This is a genomic window from Okibacterium sp. HSC-33S16, from assembly GCF_024171565.1.
In the GTDB taxonomy this organism is placed as follows: Bacteria; Actinomycetota; Actinomycetes; order Actinomycetales; family Microbacteriaceae; genus Mycetocola_A.
Map to the genome: position 1 here is coordinate 142407 of NZ_JALJZZ010000001.1, position 22003 is coordinate 164409.

The following is a 22003-nucleotide window of genomic DNA, read 5'->3' on the forward strand; positions in this document are numbered from 1 at the left end:
AGGAATCGGGGCCAGTTCTCTGTGCGCTGGACCACGGGTCCTGCTCGCCGAGTGCGTTCTGCGCTCCGATAGACTGGCAACACTTCCCATAAATCCCTAGGAGTCCGACCATGGTTGACGTTCGGCGGGTAAAACTTCCCGGTGTGGGAGTGCTGCACACCTTCATCACCGCCGACGGAGGAAAGGTCGGTGTCATTGCGCACCGGTCTGGACACAGCGATCTGATCACCTTCGCCGACGACGAAGATGGATCTGACGCCAGCAAGGTCTCACTGCGACTGAGCGAAGACGAAGCACACACACTCGCCGAATTGCTCGGCGGCACCCAGATCACCGAGTCGCTGACAGCGCTGGACCAGATTCCCGGTCTGAGCATCGACTGGTTTACCGTCGATTACGGCGACCATATTGCCGGCCAACCGCTTGGTGACCCGGCAGACCGTGGAATTGTCGGCCTCATTGTTGTCGCCGTTGTGCGTGGCGAATCAGCGAATCCTGCTCCAAGCGAGGACTTCCGAGTCTTTCCGGGAGACACCCTCGTCGTGGCTGGAAGCCCGGAAAAGGTCGCCAAGACCTTTGCCTTCTTCCGCACCGGTGCGTCGCGCCTCGGCGGTTCTGCTGACTCTCCGCCGGGAGTTTGACCCGCATGATCAGCGCAGCAGCCGCGGAAGCGTCCTCACTGGGAACGGACCTGGTCGTTCTCGGCACCCTGCTGGTTGTCGCGTACATCCTGGGTCGACTGGGTAAAGTCATCGGCCTTCCGGCGATCCCGATCTATATGATCGTCGGGTTCCTCGCGAGCCCAAACAACGGTTGGTTCCCGCTCAACTTCCACAGCGACTACATCGAACTCATTGCCGTGTTCGGGCTGATCTTGCTGCTCTTCAACCTGGGTCTCGAGTTCGATCAGGACGAGTTCTTCGGGAATGCCGGGAAGCTGCTGATTTCCGGCGGGTCCTATCTCATCCTTCTGATGGGCGCCGGGTTGATCTTCGGCTTCGCGCTGGGATGGGGCACCAAGGAAGCGCTCATCATTGCGGGCATCATCGGTACGTCGTCGAGCGCCATTGTCACGAAGCTTCTCATCGAGCTGAGACGGCTCGCGAACCGGGAAACGCCGATGATCCTTGGCGTCACCGTCGTGCAGGACATCTTCCTGGCGATCTACCTCGCCATTGTCTCCGTCGTGCTGAGCGGCGAAAACGAGCCGTGGCTCGTGGCAGGCAAGCTCGCCATCGCATTCACATTCCTCATCGTCATGTTCAGCATTGCGCGGTGGGGAGGTGCGTTCGTTGGCCGGCTCTTTCGCACAAAGGATGACGAGCTGTTCACCATCCTCTTCTTCGGGCTCGCCGTTCTCTTCGGTGGGCTGGGCGAGGTGCTCGGCGTCAGCGACGCCATCGGTGCGTTCCTCATCGGACTGGTGCTTGGCGCCACCCGGTACAGCACGAAGATTGAGCACGTGGCCGTGCCGCTGCGAGATGTGTTCGGTGCGTTTTTCTTCCTCAACTTCGGGTTGGGGCTCGACCCCACCGAGTTCCCACAGGTCATCTGGCCGGTGATCGTCGCTGTGGTGCTGACTGTCGTGCTCAACGTCGTCGCCGGGCAGTTTATGTCGAGGCTCTACGGCTTCAGTGCGCAAGCGGGTATCAACGCGGCCGCGATCCTCATGAACCGAGGAGAGTTCGCGCTCATTCTCGCGATCCTCGCCCTCACCGCCGGCCTCGACCCCAGGCTGCAGCCGTTCGCCGGACTTTACGTTCTCGTCGTGAGCGTGATGGGACCGCTTCTCGCATCGAATTCCGAACGCATCGGCGCGGCGATCCTGCGCACAAAGCGGACCGCGCCGGCGCGACCGCGCGACGCCATGCTCGCCGAAGAGATTGCCCTTGTCGAAGCGGCAACCAGCGGCGACGGGACCCCGGACTCAGCAACAACGGCGCGAGCCGTCGACCGGATCATCGAGCAGGCGATGAACGCGACGGAGAACAAGCCAGACCTCACGAAACGAGACGACGATTACTAGCAACCCCCCGACACCCTCCGGCACGAGGGATGAGCCGAAGACGCTCTTCCGGACCATGCTTGAACCGCGCTGGATTGCCATGCTTCTCCTCGCGCTACTGGTATCGGGGGCATTCGCGTGGCTGGGGCAGTGGCAGTTGGAGCGTGCGGTCATCTCCACGGAGACGGTTGACCAGCCGACTGAACGCACTCGTGCGCTCGAAGATGTTGCCGAGCCGGGCGGACCGCTGCGTGACAACGCCATTGGCCAGCTGGTTGAGTTGAGCGGGACATACGTACCCGGCGACTTCCTCGTCGTCAGCGAGCGGGTGAACCTCGACGAGACCGGCTATTGGGTTACCGGACACCTGATCACCGAATCGGAACCAGAGGCCTCCATCGCTATCGCACTCGGGTGGACGAACGATCGCGAGGTTGCGGAAAAAACGGCCGCTGATTTGAATGCCGGCACCGAAACATCCGTTGTAGCCATAGGCGGCAGGTTGAACGCGTCTCAGGCGCCGGAGGTGCCCGACGAGGACGGCGATCCCTTCGAACTCACGACGATGTCAACGGCGGCGTTCGTGAATATCTGGACGCAAATGGGCGACCGGCCGGTGTACAACGGATACGTCGTCGCCGATGAGGCTCCCGACCCGCTCACGGTGATCGATGCTCCACCGGTTGTCGAGGACGTCACGCTCAACTGGCTCAACATCTTCTACGCCGTCGAATGGGTCGTTTTTGCCGGGTTCGCGATCTTCGTGTGGTTCCACCTCGTGAAGGACGCCAAGTCCCGCCGAGACGAGGAAGCTGAGCTCGAACGCACAGGAACCGGGCACGTAGAATAGAGTCATGCCACTTGAACCTCGCGAGAGCGATTTACCGCGAATTGTCGGTGCTCTGAAGTTTTACCAGATCGCGTCGATCATCACCGGTGTCATGCTGCTCGCACTCTGTGCTGAGATGCTCGTGAAGTACGTGTTCGGGCTCGAGCTCGAACTCGGCGGTGCCTACGGATTCCTCGCCTTCGTGCCGAGTGGAACCGCGCAAGCCGTGAACCTGTCGACGGGTATCCTGATCGCTCACGGCTGGTTCTACGTTCTGTACCTCTTCAGCAACTTCCGGTTGTGGAGCCTCATGCGCTGGGAATTCCCACGCCTGCTTCTTCTTGCCCTCGGCGGCGTGATCCCGCTCCTGTCCTTCTTCCTGGAGACACGCGTCGCCCGCGAGGTGCGCACGTATCTCGCTTCGCGTGCCGAGCGCTCGGCATCAGCATCATCTGCTGCACCATCATCGAACACCGTGGAGGCATCCCATTAGCGAGCAGGCAACCAACGCCCGCCCCGTCCTCGTCGTCGACTTCGGCGCCCAGTACGCCCAGCTGATCGCACGTCGCGTACGTGAGGCCGGCGTCTACTCTGAGATCGTTCCGCACTCGATCACCGCCGCGGAGGTCGCCGAGAAGAACCCGGTCGGCATCGTCTTGTCCGGTGGACCGTCGAGTGTGTACGAAGAGGGCGCTCCGGCGCTCGATAGCGGCATCTTCAACCTCGACGTGCCGACTCTCGGCATTTGCTATGGCTTCCAGGTCATGGCCCGTGCCCTCGGCGGCGAGGTCGCGAACACCGGCCTGCGCGAATACGGATCAACCGACGCCTCACTCGCACCGGGCGCCAACGTGTTGCTCGACGGTCAGCCCGCCGACCAGACCGTGTGGATGAGCCACGGTGACTCGGTCGCTCAGGCTCCCGAAGGTTTCACCGTGCTGGCGTCGACCGCATCGACCCCGGTTGCGGCGTTCGGAAACGACGAGCGCAAGCTTTACGGTGTGCAGTGGCACCCCGAGGTGAAGCACTCGGCGTATGGCCAGAGTGTCCTCGAGAACTTCCTGCACCGTGCCGCCGGCATCCCTTCCGACTGGAACCCGGGCAACGTCATTGCCGAGCAGGTTGACCGCATTCGTGCCCAGATCGGCACCGGCAAGGTCATCTGCGGCCTATCCGGTGGCGTCGACTCTGCCGTTGCCGCCGCGCTCGTGCACAAGGCCGTTGGCGACCAGCTGGTCTGTGTGTTCGTCGACCACGGTCTGCTTCGCCAGGACGAGCGTAAGCAAGTGGAGGAAGATTACGTTGCCGCCACCGGCATCCGTCTCATTACGGTTGATGCTCGCGAGCAGTTCCTCAACGCCCTCGCGGGTGTCAGCGACCCCGAAACGAAGCGCAAGATCATCGGCCGCGAGTTCATTCGCACCTTCGAGAAGGCCCAGGCCGACCTCATCGCCGAATCGCTCGAAGACGACGGCGACCCCATCGCGTTCCTCGTGCAGGGCACCCTGTACCCCGATGTTGTCGAGTCGGGTGGAGGCAGCGGAACCGCCAACATCAAGAGCCACCACAACGTCGGTGGACTGCCCGACGACCTCACTTTCGAGCTCGTCGAGCCGCTGCGAACCCTGTTCAAGGACGAGGTGCGTGCCATTGGACGCGAGCTCGGCCTGCCCGAGGTCATCGTCGGTCGCCAGCCATTCCCTGGCCCAGGTCTCGGAATCCGCATCGTCGGTGAGGTCACCGCCGAACGTCTCGAATTGCTTCGCACAGCGGATGCTATCGCTCGCCACGAATTGACGGCCGCCGGTCTCGATAACGAAATTTGGCAGTGCCCGGTCGTTCTCCTCGCCGATGTGCGCTCGGTCGGTGTGCAGGGCGACGGTCGAACATACGGTCACCCGATTGTGTTGCGTCCGGTGAGCTCGGAGGACGCCATGACGGCTGACTGGACGCGCCTGCCGTACGACGTTCTCGCCAAGATCTCGAACCGCATCACCAACGAGGTGAATGGTGTCAACCGCGTCGTTCTCGACGTGACGTCGAAGCCACCGGGAACCATTGAGTGGGAGTAATGACAGTGTGAAAGGACCGGCTAGCGAGCCGGTCCTTTTGCCTTTAAGGGGTGGGCGCTGCAGCCGTCCGCTGACTGGGGCGCCGAGTGCTATGTGGCGGCGTGTATGTGTCGGAACGCACGAGGATCACCCCGACCAGGATGCCAACGCCGCCGAGTAGCTGGAGCCATCCCGGCAACTCGGCGAGCAGAAGCCAGGACGCGATCACAGCAAAAACCACTTCAGAGAGTCCGACGAATGAGGCGATGCGCGTGCCGAGTTTCGCCGTGGCCACGATGCCGGAGACGTAGGCCGCTGCCGTCGAGATCAACGCAAGGGAGAGTATCGGCACGAGCCACGAGAGCTGCACGCCGAGCATCGTGACGTCTGCGCTCGAGAAGGCCAAGGGAAGCAAGCCCACGATGCCGCAGAGCGCAACGACCACGGTGCCCACAACGAGACCGCCGCCGGCGAGCACGAGCGGTGAAAGCTCGTCACTGACCTTCGTTCCAAGGATGAAGTAGGTCGCGAGCGACACGGCGGCGAGGAGGGCCCAGGCGACCCCCGCGGGATGCACGGTCTGGGTGCCGGTGAGGTTGAGGACGAGAACCATGCCGACAATGGCGACGACGGTGCCGATAATAGTGCGGACGCCTGGCCGCCGGCGCGTTTGCGCCCAGACAAGAAGAACGAGAAGCACCGGCGCCAAATACTCAATGAGGAGGGCGACGCCCACTGACATGTACGAGACCGCGTTGAAGAAGCCGACCTGCGCCCCGGCAATAGCGATCGTTCCGTACAGCGCAATGACCTTGCCACTTCGGCGTAGCGAGCCCCAGCGTCCCCGGAGCGCCACCACCGTGGGAACCAGCAGAATCAACGCCGCGCCGCCGATGCGAACGAGGACAGCAGCGCCGGGGGACCAGCCCGCGTCCATCAGCGATTTCGCGAACGGGCCACTGAGAGCAAACATCAGGGCGCTCGCGAGAGCGACGGCGACACCCGCAAGCTGTGCACGCGCAGGGTGTCCGCCATTCGTGATGAGTGCGTTCGGTGCTGAAGTTGTCATGAGCGTCGCGCGACTCCACCGGGGCGCCGCTTCCCCCTGTCAGGAGTAAATTGGTTTATGGTGATGACACTAATCCCGCGAACTGTCAGGAGTCAACATGCTTTTTGCACATGACACCGAGGTGTCGCTGGCGTCCACGGCGGCGCTCATCAACACGCTTCCCGGGGCGTCGAAGAGTGGCGATGACGAATTGTCGACGCCCGCGCAGCTCGTGCAATTCCTCGACAGGAATGAGTTCACCGGGTCACGCACAGGCGCGACCGAGGAGCTGGACGACGTTCGGGCGCTTCGAGGCCGGCTCCGTGAGCTGTGGACACACGATGAGGATGGAGTCGTTGCTCTCGTCAACGAACTTCTCCAGGAAGCTCACGCATTGCCGCAACTGGTGAAGCACGACCACTGGGACTGGCACCTGCATGCCACCGAGTCGTCCGCACCGGTCGCCCACCGGCTTCAGGTTGAGACGGCGATGGCCGTCATCGATGTGGTTCGCGCGAAGGAGCTTGACAGACTTCATGAGTGCGCGGCCGACGATTGCACGGCGGTCGTCGTCGACCTCTCGCGCAACCGGTCCAAGCGCTATTGTGACGTCGGAAACTGCGGAAATCGCATGCACGTGGCGGCATACCGCGCTCGGCTGCGCGGCGAGAAGGTCAGCGAGCGAATCTAGTTCTCGACGACGATGCCGAGCTGGGCCGCGAACAGTGGCGCCAGTTCGCTTAACTGATAGTCGCTGACCGTCGCCCCTTTGAGCCCCTCGAGGCCATGGATTGTCTGGAACTCGAGGCCCCGGAGGTCCACGTGGCTGAGGGTGGCGCGGGTCACATCCAGCGTCTGTGCTCGAGTGCCGGTAAAGGCTACGCGTGTGGCGGTGGTTCCGCCCAGGTCGAGCTCGTCGATCGTGCAATCTTCGAACAGCACGTCGGTAAGAGATGAGCCGCGCAGGTTCACATAACCGAGCTTGCACCCCGAGATGTGCACCGACTGCCAGGTTGCATCGAAGAGTTCACCAGATCCGATCCGTGACCGCGTCAGCGTGACGTCGCGCCACGTCGACCGGCTCGAGCGCAGGATCGGGGCGTTCACCGTGGTCAGGACGCTCTCGATCAACCGGGAGCCACGCAGGTTGGTGTCGGTCAGGGTCACGTCCTCGAACGAGCACTCGCGAAAGGTTGTCCCTGAGAGATCGCGGTCGCTCAAATCAACGCCGACAAACTCCTCGAGTTCTCGGTCATCGTCGATGTCGAGTGCGTCGGCGTTTCCGAACGAGCGCTGTACCGCACGGAGAGCGTCGAGACGCGGGGGATGGGTGGTCGGGCGGTGAGCCATGAAACCTCAGACGGGAGTTGCGAACAGGAATGTGGGCACAAGAAAGCCCCTGCGTCACCGTTTGCGCGGCAACCAGGGGCTTTCTTAGAAGTGCTAGTCGCGGGTGATCGCGATCATGCGCAGGATCTCAAGGTACAGCCAGATGACCGTGACCATGATGCCGAAGGCGCCCGACCAGCCGTACTTGCGAGGTGCGCGGTTCTGCACGCCGCGCTGGATGAAGTCGAAGTCAAGCACGAGCGAGTACGCACCCATGATGACGCACAGCACACCGAGGATCAGCCCGAGCGGGATGCCGGCGATGTCGGCGCCCCGAAGTCCGAACGGGTTGTCGGTGAGGCCGAACATCTGCATGCCGACGTTGACCAACGAGAACACGAGGTAGCCGACCATCGCGATGAGGAAGATCTTCGTGGCCTTCTTCGATGCACGGATCTTTCCGCTCGCGAAGAGGGCGAGAGTCACACCGACTACGACGAGGGTGGCGAGCACAGCCTGGAGCACAACTCCCGACCAGGTCTGCTCGAAGATGTACGAGATACCGCCGACAAATACACCCTGCAGGCCCGCGTACGCGAGGATCAGGGGAGCGGACGGTTCCTTCTTGAAGGTGTTGACCAGTGCGAGAACGAATCCGATGATTGCGGCGCCGAAAACGAGCGCCGGCATCGTTGCTCCAAGCGCCCACCCTGCGACAGCGCCGACGACGAGGATGCCGAACGCAATTGCGCTCTTGACGACAGTGTCTTCGATCGTCATGCGGTCGGCGGCAGCTGCGCCGGCGGCCGGACGGTTGTACATGTCCTGGAGCTCAGACGCGGTTGCCGTCTGAACGGCCATCGCGTTGGGCTGGGTGAATGCCGGGTTCTTGAACGCCGGGTTGTTCGTTGCCATGAGTGTGGTTGTCCTTCTCAGTCGAAACGGCTGGGATGTGATCGGGCCGCGGAGCGGAACCAGTTCCAAACCTATCGGTGTTTACTGTGAAACAGCGAGGATTCCGGGCCTATTCCGAGCAGGGGTCTGTGCTAAGGAAGCACTCGAATAGGCTCGAATCATGACTTCGTCCGTACCCGCCGGTCCGCTCATCATCGGTCACCGGGGCGCTCCCGGGTATCGCCCCGAACACACCCGTTCGTCATACGAGTTGGCGTTCGCTCTCGGGGCCGACGCGGTGGAGCCGGACATCGTTGCCACTCGCGACGGTATTCTCGTTCTCCGCCACGAGAACGAGATCTCCGGCACGACCGATGTTGCCTCACACCCGGAGTTCGCTGACCGCCGCACGACGAAGAACATCGACGGCTCTGAACTGACCGGGTGGTTCACCGAGGACTTCACCTGGGCTGAACTCTCCACCCTGCGGAGCCGGGAGCGGATTCCCCAGCTTCGACCCGCGAGTGCAAGCTTCGACGGATCGGCCGGCATCCTCCGCCTCATCGATCTCCTGCCAATCATCGACGAGGCGTCAGAGACACAGGGGAGGCAACTCGGACTCGTTGCCGAAATTAAGCACGCGACCCATTTCGAGAACGTGGGTCTTCCTCTTGACGACCTTGTCACATCCGCTCTCTCATCGACGTCGTGGGCGAATGGAGCCGGTCTGGTCGTCGAGTCATTCGAGAAATCCGTGCTCGCAAAGATGCACGCGCGTGGGCTGACCGCGCGCTATATCTATCTGCTGGAGAAAAAGGGACGCCCGTTCGATGAGGTCGCCCTGCGCGGCACACAGGCGAGTAAATATGCGGATGTCATCACTGACGTCGGTCTGGACGCCCTGTCAGCAGGCGAAAACGGGTTCGCGGTTGACGGCATCAGTGTCGACAAGGCCATGCTCTTCCAGGGGGCACCGGGAGGACAGACGAACGACCTGGTCGCCCGAGCGCATCGGCGGGGGCTCGACGTGTTCACCTGGACTCTTCGACCCGAGAACAAGTTCTTGACCAAGCACTTTCGGACCGGAGGGGAGCCGTCGGAATTTGGCGAGTGGGAGCTCGAGTTCGACCGTATTCTCGCGACCGGAGTCGACGGCGTGTTCTGTGATCACCCGGATCTCGGTGTCGCGGCACGGCAGGCGCGGCGAGAGCTCGGCGGGTAGCGAGCGGCTGGAGCCTACTGTCAGACGCCCGGCCTAAACTTGGTAACGATATGGCGAGCACCTCAGAACCGAACGCGCAGTCCGCGACACCCGTGATTGTTGACGGCTGGCACACCGCCACCATCCCGACGAGCGACCCCAGCGAGTCCCGCGGCGAAAGCCGACTGCTCGCCGGCCTCAACCCGCAACAGCGGGAGGCCGTGCTGTACCGGGGGCAGGCTCTCCTCATCGTCGCCGGCGCCGGGTCGGGCAAGACGAGCGTGCTGACCCGCCGCATCGCCAGTCTGCTCGAGAACCGCGAAGCGTGGCCGAGTCAGATTCTCGCCATCACCTTCACCAACAAAGCAGCCGCCGAAATGCGCGAACGTGTCGGTGCCCTGGTGGGCCAGGCGTCCGAAGGAATGTGGATTTCGACGTTCCACTCCGCGTGCGTGCGCATCCTCCGCCGTGAAGCCGAGAACTTCGGGTTCACCAAGAACTTCACGATCTACGACTCCTCCGACTCGCGGGTGCTGATCAAACGGATCATCAAGGAACAGGGCGCTGACGTGCTCGGCTTCACGCCGGCGAACGTCTCCGCGAAGATCTCGAAGCTTAAGAACGAGCTGGCCGACGTTGACAGCTATTCGCGCAACGCCAACATGGAGGACCCCAACGAAGCGGCGTTCGTGCAGATCTTCCGGGCATACACGCGAGCACTCACCGCTGCGAACGCCTTCGACTTCGATGACCTCATCGGTCAGACCGTCTACCTCTTCCGCGCGTTCCCACACGTTGCCGCGACCTACCAGAACCGCTTCAAGCACGTCCTCGTCGACGAGTACCAAGACACCAACCACGCCCAGTATTCACTCATCCGCGAGCTGACGCGGCCGCCAGCGCTCGACGACAATGCCCTCATCACCACGTCGCCGGGAGCATCGCTCACCGTCGTGGGTGACTCTGACCAGTCGATCTACGCCTTCCGCGGTGCGGACATCCGCAACATCGTTGAATTCGAGCGTGACTTCCCCGGGGCAAAGGTCATCCTGCTCGAGCAGAACTACCGTTCAACCCAGAACATTCTGACCGCGGCCAACTCCGTTATCGCGAACAACTTCGATCGCAAAGACAAGAAGCTGTGGACCGCCGTTGGCGACGGCGAGAAGATCGTCGGCTACACCGGCTATTCGGGCCACGACGAGGCGCAATTTGTTGCCGACGAGATTGAGAAGCTGCACTCGGAGGGCACCCCGTACAGCTCGATCGCTGTCTTCTATCGCACGAACGCGCAGACTCGAGCGCTCGAAGAAATTTTCATCCGGTCCGCGCTGCCCTATCGGATCATGGGCGGCACGAAGTTCTACGAGCGAGCCGAAATCAAGGACGCGATGGGGTACCTCGTCTCAGTGGCGAACCCCCAAGACACCCTTGCCCTGCGCCGCATCCTCAATACACCGAAGCGCGGCATCGGCCCGGCCACGGAGACCCAACTTTTCCGATTCGCCGAAGACAACGGAATCAGCTTCCGTGACGCGATGCGCGAGGCCGCGTCGCTCGGCCTTGGCCCCAAAGTGACCAACGCCATCCTGTCTCTCTCGGCGCTGCTCGACGAAGGTGCCGCCCTGGTTGCTGAAGGCAAGGTTTCTGAGGTGATGAGCACCCTCGTGACGAAGAGTGGGCTCATCGAGTCTTTGCGCCGAAGCCACGATCCACAAGACGAGGCACGCGCGGAGAACATCGAAGAGCTCATCGCGGTGACGAAGGAATTCGAACGCAATAATCCCGACGGCGAACTGGTGGACTTCCTGACCGAAGTGTCGCTGGTTGCCGCGGCGGATGATCTCGACGACTCGAGCGGAACAGTCTCCCTGATGACGCTGCACACCGCGAAGGGCCTCGAATATGACGCCGTCTTCCTTACAGGTATTGAGGAAGATCTGCTTCCTCACCGAATGAGCGCGACGGAGCCTGGCGGCCCCGCCGAAGAGCGGCGGCTGTTCTACGTCGGAATCACACGTGCCAAAAAACGCCTGTTCCTCTCCCTGGCCATGACTCGCGCGCAGTACGGCGAGACAGCGGTCGCGATGCCGAGTCGGTACCTCCAGGAAATCCCGGGTGATCTCATCGAATGGCGCCAGTCACCTGGAATGGCGAACTCGCGCGGTGGCACCCAGCCGCGTGCACTCAATGCCAACCGGTCCAAGTGGAACGGCACCGACCTGGCCAGCCGGCCGCTTACCGAGAAGCGTGACTGGCCTAACCGCATAACGAACCAGGTTCGCGATAACGGTTCGCTGGAATTAGAGGCGGGAGACCGCATCCGTCACAGTGATTTCGGTGAGGGCAGAGTTCAGACCGTGACCGGCGCTGGAGCGAAACGAATCGCCCACGTCCAGTTTGAATCGGCAGGCTTCAAAAAGCTGCTGATCAAGATCGCACCGATTGAGAAGTTGTAACACCATGCTGCGCACTATGTTCACCGCGAAAATTCACCGCGCGACGGTGACCCAGGCCGATCTGCACTATGTGGGTTCGATCACGGTCGACCTCGACCTGCTCGATGCGGCAGACATCCTCCCCGGCGAGCTGGTGTCAATCGTCGACGTGACCAACGGCGCCCGACTGGAGACATACACGATTCCCGGCGAACGGGGCAGCGGCGTGATCGGGATCAATGGCGCTGCAGCGCGCCTCGTCTTCCCCGGTGACACCGTGATCATCATCGCCTACGGCCAGATGACGACCGAGGAAGCTCGCGAATTCGAGCCACATGTCGTACACGTCGATGGATTGAATCGCATCGTCGCACTCGGCAATGATCCCGCCGAGGCGATCGTCGGCGACGTCGAGACGCCACCCCAAGCACTGCTTCGCTAAGCCTTCAGGCGGCGCTTTCGGCGGCAGGCCAGGCACGCCGTTCCGACGGCGAACAGCACGATTGTGACGGCGAGAAGTTGCAGCACGGGGCTCACCGTGCCGCCGGTCTCCGGTAGCGACCGCACAACCGGGGGCGTGACGCTCGCTGGGGGAATCGGAAGCACAGCAACGGTGGTGATCTCTGTGGCCACTCCAAATGGGGAGCTCCACGGCAGAATCCGCGAGCCACCTTCGGTGGAAGCTGTGTCGTCGGGCGAGATGGTTTCCACCCAGACGTAGCGTCCCGGGCCACCGATGGTGCACGCCGGGGTGCTGTACTCACCAGGTCCCGTGGCGACGAGCAGACTTACTTCACAGACAACCGGGGCGCTGGCCGGTGGCTCCCGAGCGAGTTCGATCTCACCCTCGAACGGGCCCAGCAGTCTGCTTCGCACGGTCACAGGGACGGGCTCGAATGGACCGCCAGGAGGACCGAACACCGGCCACTCGGAAACCGTCGCCGGAGTCACTCTCACACCGAGCACGACGGTGTCGTGCAGAGATGCACCAGCCTCGGCGACCGAGGCACTCGTGCGTGTGGTCACCATCGGCTGGAATTGTCGATCGGACGGAAGCGTCGATGCGAGTTCCGCGCCGGCCGTCACCGGTGCGGTGTGCGCGGTGAGAAGATTCTGCGCGCTTCCCCGTGCCACAGCCATACGAAGGCCCTTCCCGTAGGGGAGCGCCTCAAACCGGGCTGTTGCCATCACGCCGGCCAGCGCCGTTTCGGTGGGGACACGGATGGTCGTGGACTCCCCGTTCGCCACCATCGCAGTGGCTTCCCCATTCGCAAACGTTCCACCGCTGAGCGTGACAACGGCTCGATGCAGACCGGCTGGAACGCGCACATCACTCGCGGTGAGAGTGCGCAGGAAGAGCGCGGGAGTGACGGTCGTTTCTCCGTCGGGAGTGAGGGCGAATTCCAACGCGGCCGTAACAGCGAGAGAGGCGGACTTTTCGGTTTCCTCCAGCATCCGCCGTGCCAGATCGCGTACGGTACTCGCGTTCGCGTCAGCCTTTGCAGCCAGCTCGTCCTGAGTGTGCCGACCAAGGCCGGTGATTGTCCATGTCGCGATTTGTCCCGCCGCCGCGACGATCGGGTCCGTCGTGCCTGCCCACGTTCGTGAGATGTATGCCAGTCGAGCCGAATCGTTCGCGTCATACCAGTCGAGCGCGGCGCCGTCGGCATAGCTGTACTCCTGGCCATTTGGGGTACTGCGCTCCGTGTTTACACAGAAGGCGAGAGTCCCGTCAGCGAGCCGCCACGATCCGAGCCAGAACCCGCCATCACCGGTCGAGAGGTAGCCAAAGCCGCGGGCGGTGACCGGGAGGGCCGATGCGGCGGGCGCCATCATGATCAGCGTCGCCATGCAGCCGAGAACGGCGACAACGAGAGTGGTTATCCGAATATGCCACCGAAAAGGACGGTACGAGCGCGAAGAAGATGCTGCTGAAGTCATACCGACGAGTGTCAGGCGACGAGGGAGACGGGGACCGCATCAGCGGGCTTCGGGGGAACGCCCAGCACGGTGTCTCCCTGTGGAGGAAAAACAAGCTCAGTCGACGTCGACGTCGGCGCCGGTGCGCAACCTTCGCAGGTAGAAAGAAGAGAGGGAGAAACGGATGCTGCGCGGCAGCCTGGGCCACACTACGCGTGTCATGGCAATGACGCGGTCGAATCGACGTTGCTGCCGTGGCGTCCAATGAAATCCGTAGGCCTCGCGAAGGCGAGGAGACAGCAGGCCCGCAGTGACCAGCCGGACCAGCGGCATCGCCGCCCGAAGCGGAGCCGGGAGCACCCGACCCGCCAGGAGCGACGTGCTGACGGCGAGAGCCTCCGGGGTGACCTCTAGTCGATCGCTTTCCGCCGCAAAATACGAATCGAAGTCAGAGCGAGTGGCTGGCCACAGGGCGGCTGGCATCTGCAGTGCAGTGCCCAGCACCGCATACTCCCGGTAAATCTCGTCAGCGGCCGCGGGATCGAGGGGGCCGTAGACCAACTCGCGCAGGGTGATGGCGGTGTCATAGAGCGTCGCGGCGACCCACAGCTGTAGGTCGGGGTCGAACGCGGAGTATCCGGGCGTGTCCGTGGTTGCGTCGGCGGAGACCGGCGCGTGCGCGCGATTCACGCGACGCCGCACAACGCGTTTGTCTGAGTCGGTCCCAAACGCCTGTGCGTAGACGAAGGTCAACGTGGAATGCAATCGATCCAGCGGACGCGTCGCGAAGTTGCTATGCGCGGCGACCCCGCGCCCCACGCTCGGGTTGGCGATCTGAAGCAGGATGGCTCGGCCGCCACCCGCCACCAGCAGAGCGTCACGACCGACCTCCGAGAGTGTGCTCACGCGCCAACAGTAGCCCACAGCCTGAAGGTGAGCGCTCGACGGGTGCGGGCGGTCGGGTTGAGAAGAAGTAGAGTGGTAACGGCTTTTCTCTCGGCGTCGAGATACCTGACGCTGGGGCCGCCAGCAACTGCGCACATCAGTAATGCACTAAGCAGAAACGGAAATCCACGTGGATCTTTACGAATACCAGGCACGAGACCTGTTCGAAAAATACGAGGTCCCGGTCCTGCCGGGTATCGTCGCTGAAACGCCGGAGGAGGTGCGCGCCGCGGCGGAGAAGCTCGGTGGTGTCGTCGTCGTCAAGGCGCAGGTCAAGGTAGGCGGCCGCGGAAAGGCCGGAGGAGTCAAGGTCGCCAAGACCCCCGACGAAGCTTTCGAGGCGGCTCAGGCCATCCTCGGACTCGACATCAAGGGCCACATCGTCAAGCGCGTCATGGTCGCAGGCGGTGCCCGGATCGCCCAGGAGTTCTACTTCTCCGTACTCCTCGACCGCGCCAACCGCTCCTACCTGTCGCTGACCAGCGTTGAGGGTGGAATGGAGATCGAGGTCCTCGCGGTTGAGAAGCCCGAAGCGCTCGCTCGCATCGAGGTCGACCCGATCGAAGGAATCGACGCTGCAAAGGCCCGCGAGATCGCCGTCGCAGCGAACTTCCCTGCTGAGCTCGTCGACAAGGTCGCCGACGTATTCGTCAAGCTCTACAACGTCTACAAGGGTGAGGACGCGACTCTCGTCGAGGTCAACCCACTCGTCCTGACCGAAGAGGGCGACATCGTCGCACTCGATGGCAAAGTCTCACTCGACGAGAACGCCGGCTTCCGCCACCCCTCGCACGAGAAGCTCGAAGACAAGGACGCTGCTGACCCGCTCGAGGCCAAGGCGAAGGCTTCCGACCTCAACTACGTCAAGCTCGACGGAGAAGTGGGAGTCATCGGAAACGGTGCTGGCCTCGTCATGTCGACTCTCGACGTCGTCGCGTACGCTGGAGAGAACCACGGCGGCGTCAAGCCCGCAAACTTCCTCGACATCGGCGGCGGAGCATCCGCAGAGGTCATGGCAGCTGGCCTCGACGTCATCCTCGGAGACCCCCAGGTCAAGAGCGTCTTCGTCAACGTCTTCGGTGGAATCACCGCCTGCGACGCTGTCGCTAAGGGCATCGTCGGTGCGCTCGCCGAGCTCGGCTCTGCAGCGAACAAGCCGCTCGTCGTCCGTCTCGACGGTAACAACGTCGACGAGGGTCGCCGCATCCTCAACGAGGCGAACCACCCGCTGGTCACCCTCGCCGCAACCATGGACGAAGGCGCCGACAAGGCCGCCGAGCTGGCTTCGAAGTAAAAGGACGCACGAAACAATGTCAATTTTCCTCAACAAGGATTCCAAAGTCATCGTCCAGGGCATCACCGGCGGTGAAGGCACCAAGCACACCGCACTGATGCTCAAGGCAGGCACTAACGTCGTCGGTGGTGTGAACGCTCGCAAGGCTGGCACAACTGTCGTCCACGGGGACGTTGAGCTTCCCGTTTTCGGCACTGTCGCGGAAGCCATGGAGAAGACCGGTGCAGACGTGTCGATCGCGTTCGTTCCGCCAGCCTTCACCAAGGACGCCGTCATCGAAGCCATCGACGCTGAGATCCCGCTGCTCGTCATCATCACCGAGGGCGTTCCCGTCGGTGACTCGGCCGAGTTCTGGGCCTACGCTCAGCAGAAGGGCAACAAGACCCGCATCATCGGGCCGAACTGCCCCGGCATCATCACCCCCGGTGAAGCGCTCGTCGGAATCACCCCGGCGAACATCACCGGCAAGGGCCCCATCGGCCTCGTCTCGAAGTCAGGAACCCTGACCTACCAGATGATGTATGAACTCCGCGAGATCGGCTTCTCGACCGCTATCGGTATTGGTGGAGACCCGATCATCGGCACTACCCACATCGACGCTTTGGCTGCGTTCGAGGCCGACCCCGAAACCAAGGCCATCGTTATGATCGGTGAAATCGGTGGAGACGCTGAAGAGCGTGCCGCCGACTACATCAAGGCTCACGTTACCAAGCCGGTCGTCGGCTACGTGGCTGGCTTCACCGCTCCCGAGGGTAAGACCATGGGCCACGCGGGCGCCATCGTCTCTGGTTCCGCCGGAACCGCAGCGGCCAAGCAGGAAGCGCTTGAAGCTGCTGGCGTCAAGGTCGGCAAGACCCCGTCCGAGGCCGCTCGCCTCATGCGCGAGATCATCGCCGCTCTGTAATTCAGCGCACGCACAACGAAGGGCGACGGGAAACCGTCGCCCTTCGTCGTCCGTGGCGTGGCAGGCCGATCCGGCCCAGCTCGGGAGCTAAACTTCTTCTCGAATGAACCGCACAACACTTGCCCTGCTCGCCGCGCTCGAGGCGATCATCACCGTCGCCATCGGCATCGGCATTACCCTTGTCCCGCTGAGCCTCCTGTGGGCAACAGACTACGGATTCTCCGTCGACTGGGTCGTTTTTTGGCGCGCAGCTGTAGACATCTGGCTTCTCGGAAACGGCGTCGACCTCACCGTCGCCCTGCCCAGCGCCACGGTCGCCGCGATCGGTATCCCCGAAGCGGCAGCTCCGTTCGTGGTGAGCATTGCGCCGCTCGGCGTTGCCCTCTTCACCGTGCTGATGGGGGCCCGCACAGGGCGCCGAATCGCTGCCTCCCGCTCGTGGCCGACCGGGCTTGTCGCTGCCGTTCTCACCTTCGCGGTTCTCACCGGCGTGCTCGCGCTCACAGCCCTCGACCCGGCGGTTCGCCCCTCGGTCTGGCAGAGTTTCCTGATCCCGGCCGTTGTATACGGGCTTGGCCTCGTCATCGGTGTCTTCCGTGTGCTGTGGAGAGCGGATGCCACTGGGCAATCCAGCGGTGATGGTCTCGTTGCCCGCATCACCGATCGTTTCGATGACACCAGCCTCGCTCTGATCGGTGCCTCATTCCGCGGTGGCCTCACCGCGGCGTTGGGTATCGTCGCGGTCGCGGCGGCCCTGCTCGCGATCCTCATTTTCGCCAACTTTGGAATCATCACGAGCCTCTACCAGGGCTCACAGCTCGGAGTGTCCGGCGGAATCATGGCGACGATGGCGCAGATCGCCTTCCTCGGCAATTTCGTGATCTGGGTCGTGTCCTGGCTGATCGGCCCCGGCTTTGCCCTGGGCGTCGAAAGCTCCATCTCGCCCGTCAACACGATCGTCGGTCCGGTGCCCGCCCTGCCGATTCTCGGAGCCGTCCCGAGCGGCGACCTCCCATTGGGCTTCCTGGGCCTTCTCGTTCCGCTTGTCATTGGGTTCCTCGCCGCGGCGAGCGTTCGGTCCCGCCTGGTCTCTGACCTGCGCGGGGGGCCGGTAGCGAGCCGTTTGGCGCTGGCTGCCGTCGGTATCGGTGTGGTATCCGCCGTCATCCTCGGGTTGCTTGCCTGGTTCTCCGGCGGCGCCGCCGGACCCGAGCGGCTCGCTGTGGTGGGACCGAACCCCTGGCTGATCATGGTCTTCACCTTCGTTGAGATAACCATCGCTGCCCTCATCGGGATGGCGTCGGGTAAGACGGATTCGGCTCAGCTCGATGTACCCGCCCGCCGCGCGGCCGCACGTATCGGCTGAGCGGCTCAGGGCGATCGTCGGTTCTCTGTAGAATTGCCCCGTGCTGAATCTCGTCGTGCTGATCTCGGGCACGGGGTCCAATCTCCGTGCGCTCCTCGAGGCGTCAGCCGACGCTGAATACCCCGCTCGGGTTGTGGCGGTCGGCGCAGACCGTGAAGCCGAAGGGCTCGCACACGCCGAGGAGTTCGGCATTCCGTCGTTCGTTGTCCCTTACAGCTCCTTCGAATCACGCGAGGAGTGGGGGCAGGCACTGCTCGAGCAGATTCAGGTCTGGACGCCCGACCTCGTCGTTCTCAGCGGGCTCATGCGCCTGCTGCCGCGCAATGTCGTCGACGCCCTCGCGCCGCACCTCATCAATACGCATCCCGCGTACCTGCCCGAGTTCCCCGGGGCTCACGGCGTCCGCGACGCCCTGGCCGCTGACGTGACTGAAACCGGGGCATCCATCATCGTTGTCGACAATGGTGTCGACCAGGGCCCGATCATCGTCCGCGAACGCGTTCCGGTTCTCCCCGGGGACACCGAACACGAACTCCACGAACGGATCAAACCCGTCGAACGTCGCCTGCTCGTGCAGACGGTTCTCGACATCGCCAATGGGCTCGACCTCGCTTCCCTCTAGCGCGACCGGCCTTTAAGCCCGAGTTTCCTCGGCAATCAGAAGGAGCACATAATGGCAGGCCCCAGTCACGACAAGAGCCTCTACCGCGAGCGTGACGTCGTTCGAATCTCCCGCGCACTGATTTCGGTCAGTGACAAAACCGGACTGATCGACCTGGCGCGTGCCCTCGCTGGCGCCGGCGTTGAGATGGTGTCGACCGGATCAACCGCACAGACGATCCGTGACGCGGGCTTCGACGTTACCGATGTCGCCAACGTCACGGGTTTCCCCGAGTCGCTTGACGGTCGCGTCAAGACCCTGCACCCGTCCGTGCACGCTGGCCTCCTCGCCGACCTTCGTCTCGAGTCGCACGAGCAGCAACTCGACGAGCTTGGCGTTGAACCATTCCAACTCGTCGTCGTCAATCTCTACCCGTTCGTCGAGACGGTCGCGAGTGGAGCGGTCGGTGACGACGTTGTCGAGCAGATCGACATTGGCGGGCCGGCCATGGTCCGTGCTGCGGCGAAAAACCATCCCAACGTCGCGATCGTTGTCTCTCCAGCGAGCTATGGCGAGATCATCGAAGCCGTCGCCAACGGCGGAACCACCCTGGCCCAGCGCCGGGAGCTCGCCGCCCGCGCGTTCTCGCACACCGCCGCGTACGACACCGCCGTTGCCGGCTGGTTCACCGACACTGCTGAAGGCTTCGGTGCATCGCTGACCATCCAGGCCGAACTGGCCCACGTCCTGCGCTACGGCGAAAACTCCCATCAGGAAGCTGCCCTCTACCTGCGCGCCGGCGGGCACGGTATCGCCCAAGCCACGCAGCTAAACGGCAAGGAGATGAGTTACAACAACTTCGTCGACGCTGATGCGGCGGTTCGGGCGGCATACGACTTCAGTGCACCGGCTGTTGCGATCATCAAGCACGCGAACCCGTGCGGCATCGCCGTTGCGGCACCGAAAGCGCCGGACGCGATCGCTTCAGCGCACACTCGTGCCCATGCCTGCGACCCGGTTTCCGCGTTCGGCGGCGTCATTGCGGCCAACCGCATGGTGACCCTTAAGATGGCCGAAACCATCAAGGAGATCTTTACCGAGGTGCTCGTCGCTCCGGGATTCGATGAAGACGCGCTCGATGTGCTCCGCACCAAAAAGAACCTGCGCATTCTCGAGCTCCCGGCAGACTTCGCCCCCGAGCCGCTCGAGGCTAAGCAGATTTCCGGCGGCATCCTCGTGCAGCAGGCTGACCGGTTCGCGGCCGACGGCGACATCACCAGCTCGTGGACCCTCGCCGCCGGCGAGGCGGCCGACGCTGAAACGCTCGCCGACCTGGCTTTCGCCTGGACCGCCTGCCGCTCGGTCAAGTCCAACGCTATTCTCCTCGCCAAAAATGGCGCATCGGTCGGCGTTGGCATGGGCCAGGTCAACCGTGTCGACTCCTGCCACCTTGCGGTGACGCGCGCCGGTGATCGCGCCGCCGGCTCGGTGGCAGCGTCCGACGCGTTCTTCCCGTTCGCCGATGGCCTGCAGGTGTTGCTCGACGGCGGTATCCGCGCGGTCGTTCAGCCGGGTGGCTCGGTTCGTGATGGAGAAGTGATCGCTGCCGCGCAGGCCGCGGGCGTGACGATGTACTTCACGGGAGAACGCCACTTCTTCCACTAAGAACGCTGACTCTCAACGTCCGGCACCGGTCCTCCCGGTGCCGGACGTTGTTATGAACGGATGCCTCCGGTCGGCTTCCTCTCAACACCCAATGAGTACGCAGTACAGAAGCTTCGAGTGTCCGCAGCGGCGTCTTCCCCGACGGGGCGCTGTTCGGCCAGCCGGTAGGCTCAAGCCATGAGTGTTTCGTGGGGCCGCAGGCTCGTTTCATCCGTCCTGGCCGCACTGGCGACCGTTGTCGTCACGCACGCAGCGAGCGTCTTCGTCTTCTTTGTGTCTCAGCAGTACCAGTCCGCTGTGATCACCCAGGTCAGCGACTACTACGTTCTGGGCAGCCTCTTTGCTATCGTTTTCGTCTTCGTCTTCGCGCTGGTCGGGGGACTGCGCCTCTGGTGGACGGCTCTTCTCGCCGGTCTCTTCTCCGGCCTGCTCGCCACCCTCATCGGAACGGGTATCACCACGATCGCCGGGGGGTTCGCGCTCAACGGTGAGGTCGTCCAGTACCTCTTCGGCACCCTCGTCAGCATCAACGGCGTCTACGTCGTCGCCTCCACGATCATCGCTGCGACCATCGGGCGCGCGGTCTATGTTCGCGCACTGGGGTGGAAGGCCAACCGAGCCGAGGCTGGAACTCGCGTTGCCCTGGTCCGGATGCCCGCCTCCAACCTCGCTGACGGCGTTGTCACGCACATCGGTCGCACCTCGGTCGACACGGACCTCGCCGACAAGCAGTGGGACGCATACACGAAGGCCTTCGAGGAGCACGGTTGGACGACGCGCGAAGTGCCCTTCGCCGACAAGCTCGCCGACTCCGTATTCATTGAAGACGCGCTCATCGTGCTCGGCTCTGTCGCCGTTGTCACACGGTCCGGCGTCGAGAGCCGTCAGGACGAGGCCGAGGGCGCCGAAGAAGCCGCGCAGTCGCTGGGTCTGACCATCGAACGCATCATGAACCCCGGCACCATCGATGGCGGCGACGTCCTCGTGGTCGGCACCCGTGTCTACGTTGGTCGCGGTGGACGCACCAACGCTGAAGGCATCCGCCAGCTGCGCAGCATTGCCGCAGCGCAGGGTTTCGACGTCACTGTCGCTCCGGTCAGCAAGGCGCTTCACCTGAAGACCGCGATGACCGCCCTGCCCGATGGCACGCTGCTTGGCCACCCGGACCTCGTCGACAACCCGGCCTTCTTCCCCCACTTCGTCGCGGTGCCCGAGAAGGAAGGCACCAACATCGTCGCGCTCGACGATCGAACCGTCCTGGTTTCACAGGCCGCCCCGTTGACCGCCGAGCTGATTCGCGAACTCGGTTACACCGTCGTGTCTCTCGACATCAGTGAATTCGAAAAGCTCGAGGGGTCGCTCACCTGCCTCTCGGTCCGCGTGCAGTAATCCCCCCGCAAGATTTTTCTTGCGCGTTGCAGCCCTTCAGTTCTAGGCTGAAGGGCTGTTTGGGTGATGAGGAGGACGTGATGAAAACTACGACACAGACACCCGCGCCGAGCTCGGTTGCGTC

20 protein-coding genes are annotated in these 22003 nt (G+C 63.2%); 15 read left to right on the forward strand and 5 right to left on the reverse strand.

All coding sequences use genetic code 11. From position 1 onward, the window contains the following. Nucleotides 1-110 precede the first annotated feature (110 nt). From L1277_RS00690 to guaA, 5 genes are read left to right on the forward strand one after another with little or no spacing between them, the layout of a single operon-like run. Nucleotides 111-641 carry a cation:proton antiporter regulatory subunit gene (locus L1277_RS00690; protein ID WP_253374439.1) on the forward strand — a complete coding sequence of 177 codons (531 nt, stop codon included), beginning with the start codon at nt 111-113 and terminating at the stop codon, nt 639-641. 5 nt (nt 642-646) lie between these two features. Then, nucleotides 647-2026, forward strand: a complete 1380-nt coding sequence (locus tag L1277_RS00695) for a cation:proton antiporter (RefSeq protein WP_253374440.1) — start codon at nt 647-649, stop codon at nt 2024-2026. Nucleotides 2027-2081: 55 nt separating this feature from the next. Beyond that, entirely contained in the window at nt 2082-2855 is a 774-nt protein-coding gene (locus L1277_RS00700; protein WP_253374441.1) for an SURF1 family protein, read from the forward strand. A 4-nt stretch (nt 2856-2859) separates the two neighbouring features. Then, nucleotides 2860-3327 carry a DUF3817 domain-containing protein gene (locus L1277_RS00705; RefSeq protein WP_253374442.1) on the forward strand — a complete coding sequence of 156 codons (468 nt, stop codon included), beginning with the start codon at nt 2860-2862 and terminating at the stop codon, nt 3325-3327. Then, complete coding sequence (guaA, locus tag L1277_RS00710; RefSeq protein ID WP_253375247.1) at nt 3323-4906, forward strand: glutamine-hydrolyzing GMP synthase; 1584 nt, start codon at nt 3323-3325, stop codon at nt 4904-4906. Before L1277_RS00705 ends, guaA begins: the two co-directional genes overlap by 5 nt. Nucleotides 4907-4949: 43 nt before the next feature. Here guaA and L1277_RS00715 read toward each other — a convergent pair whose 3' ends face one another. Continuing rightward, nucleotides 4950-5954, reverse strand: a complete 1005-nt coding sequence (locus L1277_RS00715; RefSeq protein WP_253374443.1) for a DMT family transporter — start codon at nt 5952-5954, stop codon at nt 4950-4952. A 97-nt stretch (nt 5955-6051) separates the two neighbouring features. Here L1277_RS00715 and L1277_RS00720 point away from each other — a divergent pair, with 97 nt between their 5' ends. After that, nucleotides 6052-6624 (forward strand): ABATE domain-containing protein, encoded by a 573-nt coding sequence (locus tag L1277_RS00720; protein ID WP_253374444.1) that lies wholly within the window; start codon nt 6052-6054, stop codon nt 6622-6624. Here L1277_RS00720 and L1277_RS00725 read toward each other — a convergent pair. Both L1277_RS00725 and L1277_RS00730 read right to left on the reverse strand, forming a co-directional pair. Then, nucleotides 6621-7283, reverse strand: coding sequence for a pentapeptide repeat-containing protein (locus tag L1277_RS00725; protein ID WP_253374445.1), 663 nt, complete (start codon nt 7281-7283; stop codon nt 6621-6623). The two genes, L1277_RS00720 and L1277_RS00725, sit on opposite strands and share 4 nt — an antisense overlap. A 93-nt stretch (nt 7284-7376) precedes the next feature. Continuing rightward, nucleotides 7377-8177, reverse strand: a complete 801-nt coding sequence (locus L1277_RS00730; protein ID WP_253374446.1) for a Bax inhibitor-1/YccA family protein — start codon at nt 8175-8177, stop codon at nt 7377-7379. Between the two features lie 160 nt (nt 8178-8337). Here L1277_RS00730 and L1277_RS00735 point away from each other — a divergent pair, with 160 nt between their 5' ends. The 3 genes from L1277_RS00735 to panD are packed head-to-tail and all read left to right on the forward strand — an operon-like array spanning nt 8338 to nt 12237. Next, nucleotides 8338-9378, forward strand: coding sequence for a glycerophosphodiester phosphodiesterase family protein (locus tag L1277_RS00735; RefSeq protein ID WP_253374447.1), 1041 nt, complete (start codon nt 8338-8340; stop codon nt 9376-9378). Between the two features lie 50 nt (nt 9379-9428). Beyond that, a complete protein-coding gene (locus tag L1277_RS00740) occupies nt 9429-11816 on the forward strand; it encodes an ATP-dependent helicase (RefSeq protein ID WP_253374448.1) in 2388 nt (795 codons plus the stop codon). Nucleotides 11817-11820: 4 nt separating this feature from the next. Next, on the forward strand, nt 11821-12237 hold the full coding sequence (gene panD / locus L1277_RS00745) for an aspartate 1-decarboxylase (RefSeq protein WP_253374449.1): 417 nt from the start codon (nt 11821-11823) through the stop codon (nt 12235-12237). Here the strand turns inward: panD and L1277_RS00750 are convergent. Both L1277_RS00750 and L1277_RS00755 read right to left on the reverse strand, forming a co-directional pair. Then, complete coding sequence (locus tag L1277_RS00750) at nt 12234-13736, reverse strand: hypothetical protein (RefSeq protein WP_253374450.1); 1503 nt, start codon at nt 13734-13736, stop codon at nt 12234-12236. The two genes, panD and L1277_RS00750, sit on opposite strands and share 4 nt — an antisense overlap. Before the next feature lie 96 nt (nt 13737-13832). Next, complete coding sequence (locus tag L1277_RS00755) at nt 13833-14621, reverse strand: oxygenase MpaB family protein (protein WP_253374451.1); 789 nt, start codon at nt 14619-14621, stop codon at nt 13833-13835. 169 nt (nt 14622-14790) lie between these two features. Between L1277_RS00755 and sucC the strand changes: the two genes are divergently transcribed. The 6 genes from sucC to ddaH all read left to right on the forward strand — a co-directional run bounded on the left by sucC (nt 14791) and on the right by ddaH (nt 21879). Further along, nucleotides 14791-15954 carry an ADP-forming succinate--CoA ligase subunit beta gene (gene sucC, locus L1277_RS00760; RefSeq protein ID WP_253374452.1) on the forward strand — a complete coding sequence of 388 codons (1164 nt, stop codon included), beginning with the start codon at nt 14791-14793 and terminating at the stop codon, nt 15952-15954. Nucleotides 15955-15970: 16 nt separating this feature from the next. Beyond that, nucleotides 15971-16858 (forward strand): succinate--CoA ligase subunit alpha, encoded by an 888-nt coding sequence (gene sucD, locus L1277_RS00765; RefSeq protein ID WP_253374453.1) that lies wholly within the window; start codon nt 15971-15973, stop codon nt 16856-16858. A gap of 103 nt (nt 16859-16961) precedes the next feature. Further along, entirely contained in the window at nt 16962-18224 is a 1263-nt protein-coding gene (locus L1277_RS00770; RefSeq protein WP_253374454.1) for a DUF6350 family protein, read from the forward strand. Nucleotides 18225-18264: 40 nt separating this feature from the next. Next, nucleotides 18265-18846 (forward strand): phosphoribosylglycinamide formyltransferase, encoded by a 582-nt coding sequence (gene purN, locus L1277_RS00775; RefSeq protein ID WP_253374455.1) that lies wholly within the window; start codon nt 18265-18267, stop codon nt 18844-18846. Between the two features lie 51 nt (nt 18847-18897). Further along, a complete protein-coding gene (gene purH, locus L1277_RS00780; RefSeq protein ID WP_253374456.1) occupies nt 18898-20490 on the forward strand; it encodes a bifunctional phosphoribosylaminoimidazolecarboxamide formyltransferase/IMP cyclohydrolase in 1593 nt (530 codons plus the stop codon). Nucleotides 20491-20667: 177 nt separating this feature from the next. Beyond that, nucleotides 20668-21879 (forward strand): dimethylargininase, encoded by a 1212-nt coding sequence (ddaH, locus tag L1277_RS00785; protein WP_253374457.1) that lies wholly within the window; start codon nt 20668-20670, stop codon nt 21877-21879. Nucleotides 21880-22003 lie beyond the last annotated feature (124 nt).

Excerpts from the sequence above, each read along its gene's own strand:
- L1277_RS00730 (WP_253374446.1), bottom strand. The coding sequence starts at position 8,177 with ATGGCAACGAACAACCCGGCGTTCAAGAACCCGGCATTCACCCAGCCC.
- L1277_RS00740 (WP_253374448.1), top strand. The coding sequence starts at position 9,429 with ATGGCGAGCACCTCAGAACCGAACGCGCAGTCCGCGACACCCGTGATT.
- sucD (WP_253374453.1), top strand. The coding sequence starts at position 15,971 with ATGTCAATTTTCCTCAACAAGGATTCCAAAGTCATCGTCCAGGGCATC.
- L1277_RS00705 (WP_253374442.1), top strand. The coding sequence starts at position 2,860 with ATGCCACTTGAACCTCGCGAGAGCGATTTACCGCGAATTGTCGGTGCT.
- ddaH (WP_253374457.1), top strand. The coding sequence starts at position 20,668 with ATGAGTGTTTCGTGGGGCCGCAGGCTCGTTTCATCCGTCCTGGCCGCA.
- L1277_RS00720 (WP_253374444.1), top strand. The coding sequence starts at position 6,052 with ATGCTTTTTGCACATGACACCGAGGTGTCGCTGGCGTCCACGGCGGCG.
- L1277_RS00750 (WP_253374450.1), bottom strand. The coding sequence starts at position 13,736 with ATGACTTCAGCAGCATCTTCTTCGCGCTCGTACCGTCCTTTTCGGTGG.
- L1277_RS00725 (WP_253374445.1), bottom strand. The coding sequence starts at position 7,283 with ATGGCTCACCGCCCGACCACCCATCCCCCGCGTCTCGACGCTCTCCGT.
- L1277_RS00770 (WP_253374454.1), top strand. The coding sequence starts at position 16,962 with ATGAACCGCACAACACTTGCCCTGCTCGCCGCGCTCGAGGCGATCATC.
- panD (WP_253374449.1), top strand. The coding sequence starts at position 11,821 with ATGCTGCGCACTATGTTCACCGCGAAAATTCACCGCGCGACGGTGACC.
- purH (WP_253374456.1), top strand. The coding sequence starts at position 18,898 with ATGGCAGGCCCCAGTCACGACAAGAGCCTCTACCGCGAGCGTGACGTC.
- L1277_RS00690 (WP_253374439.1), top strand. The coding sequence starts at position 111 with ATGGTTGACGTTCGGCGGGTAAAACTTCCCGGTGTGGGAGTGCTGCAC.
- L1277_RS00695 (WP_253374440.1), top strand. The coding sequence starts at position 647 with ATGATCAGCGCAGCAGCCGCGGAAGCGTCCTCACTGGGAACGGACCTG.
- L1277_RS00735 (WP_253374447.1), top strand. The coding sequence starts at position 8,338 with ATGACTTCGTCCGTACCCGCCGGTCCGCTCATCATCGGTCACCGGGGC.
- L1277_RS00715 (WP_253374443.1), bottom strand. The coding sequence starts at position 5,954 with ATGACAACTTCAGCACCGAACGCACTCATCACGAATGGCGGACACCCT.
- L1277_RS00700 (WP_253374441.1), top strand. The coding sequence starts at position 2,082 with ATGCTTGAACCGCGCTGGATTGCCATGCTTCTCCTCGCGCTACTGGTA.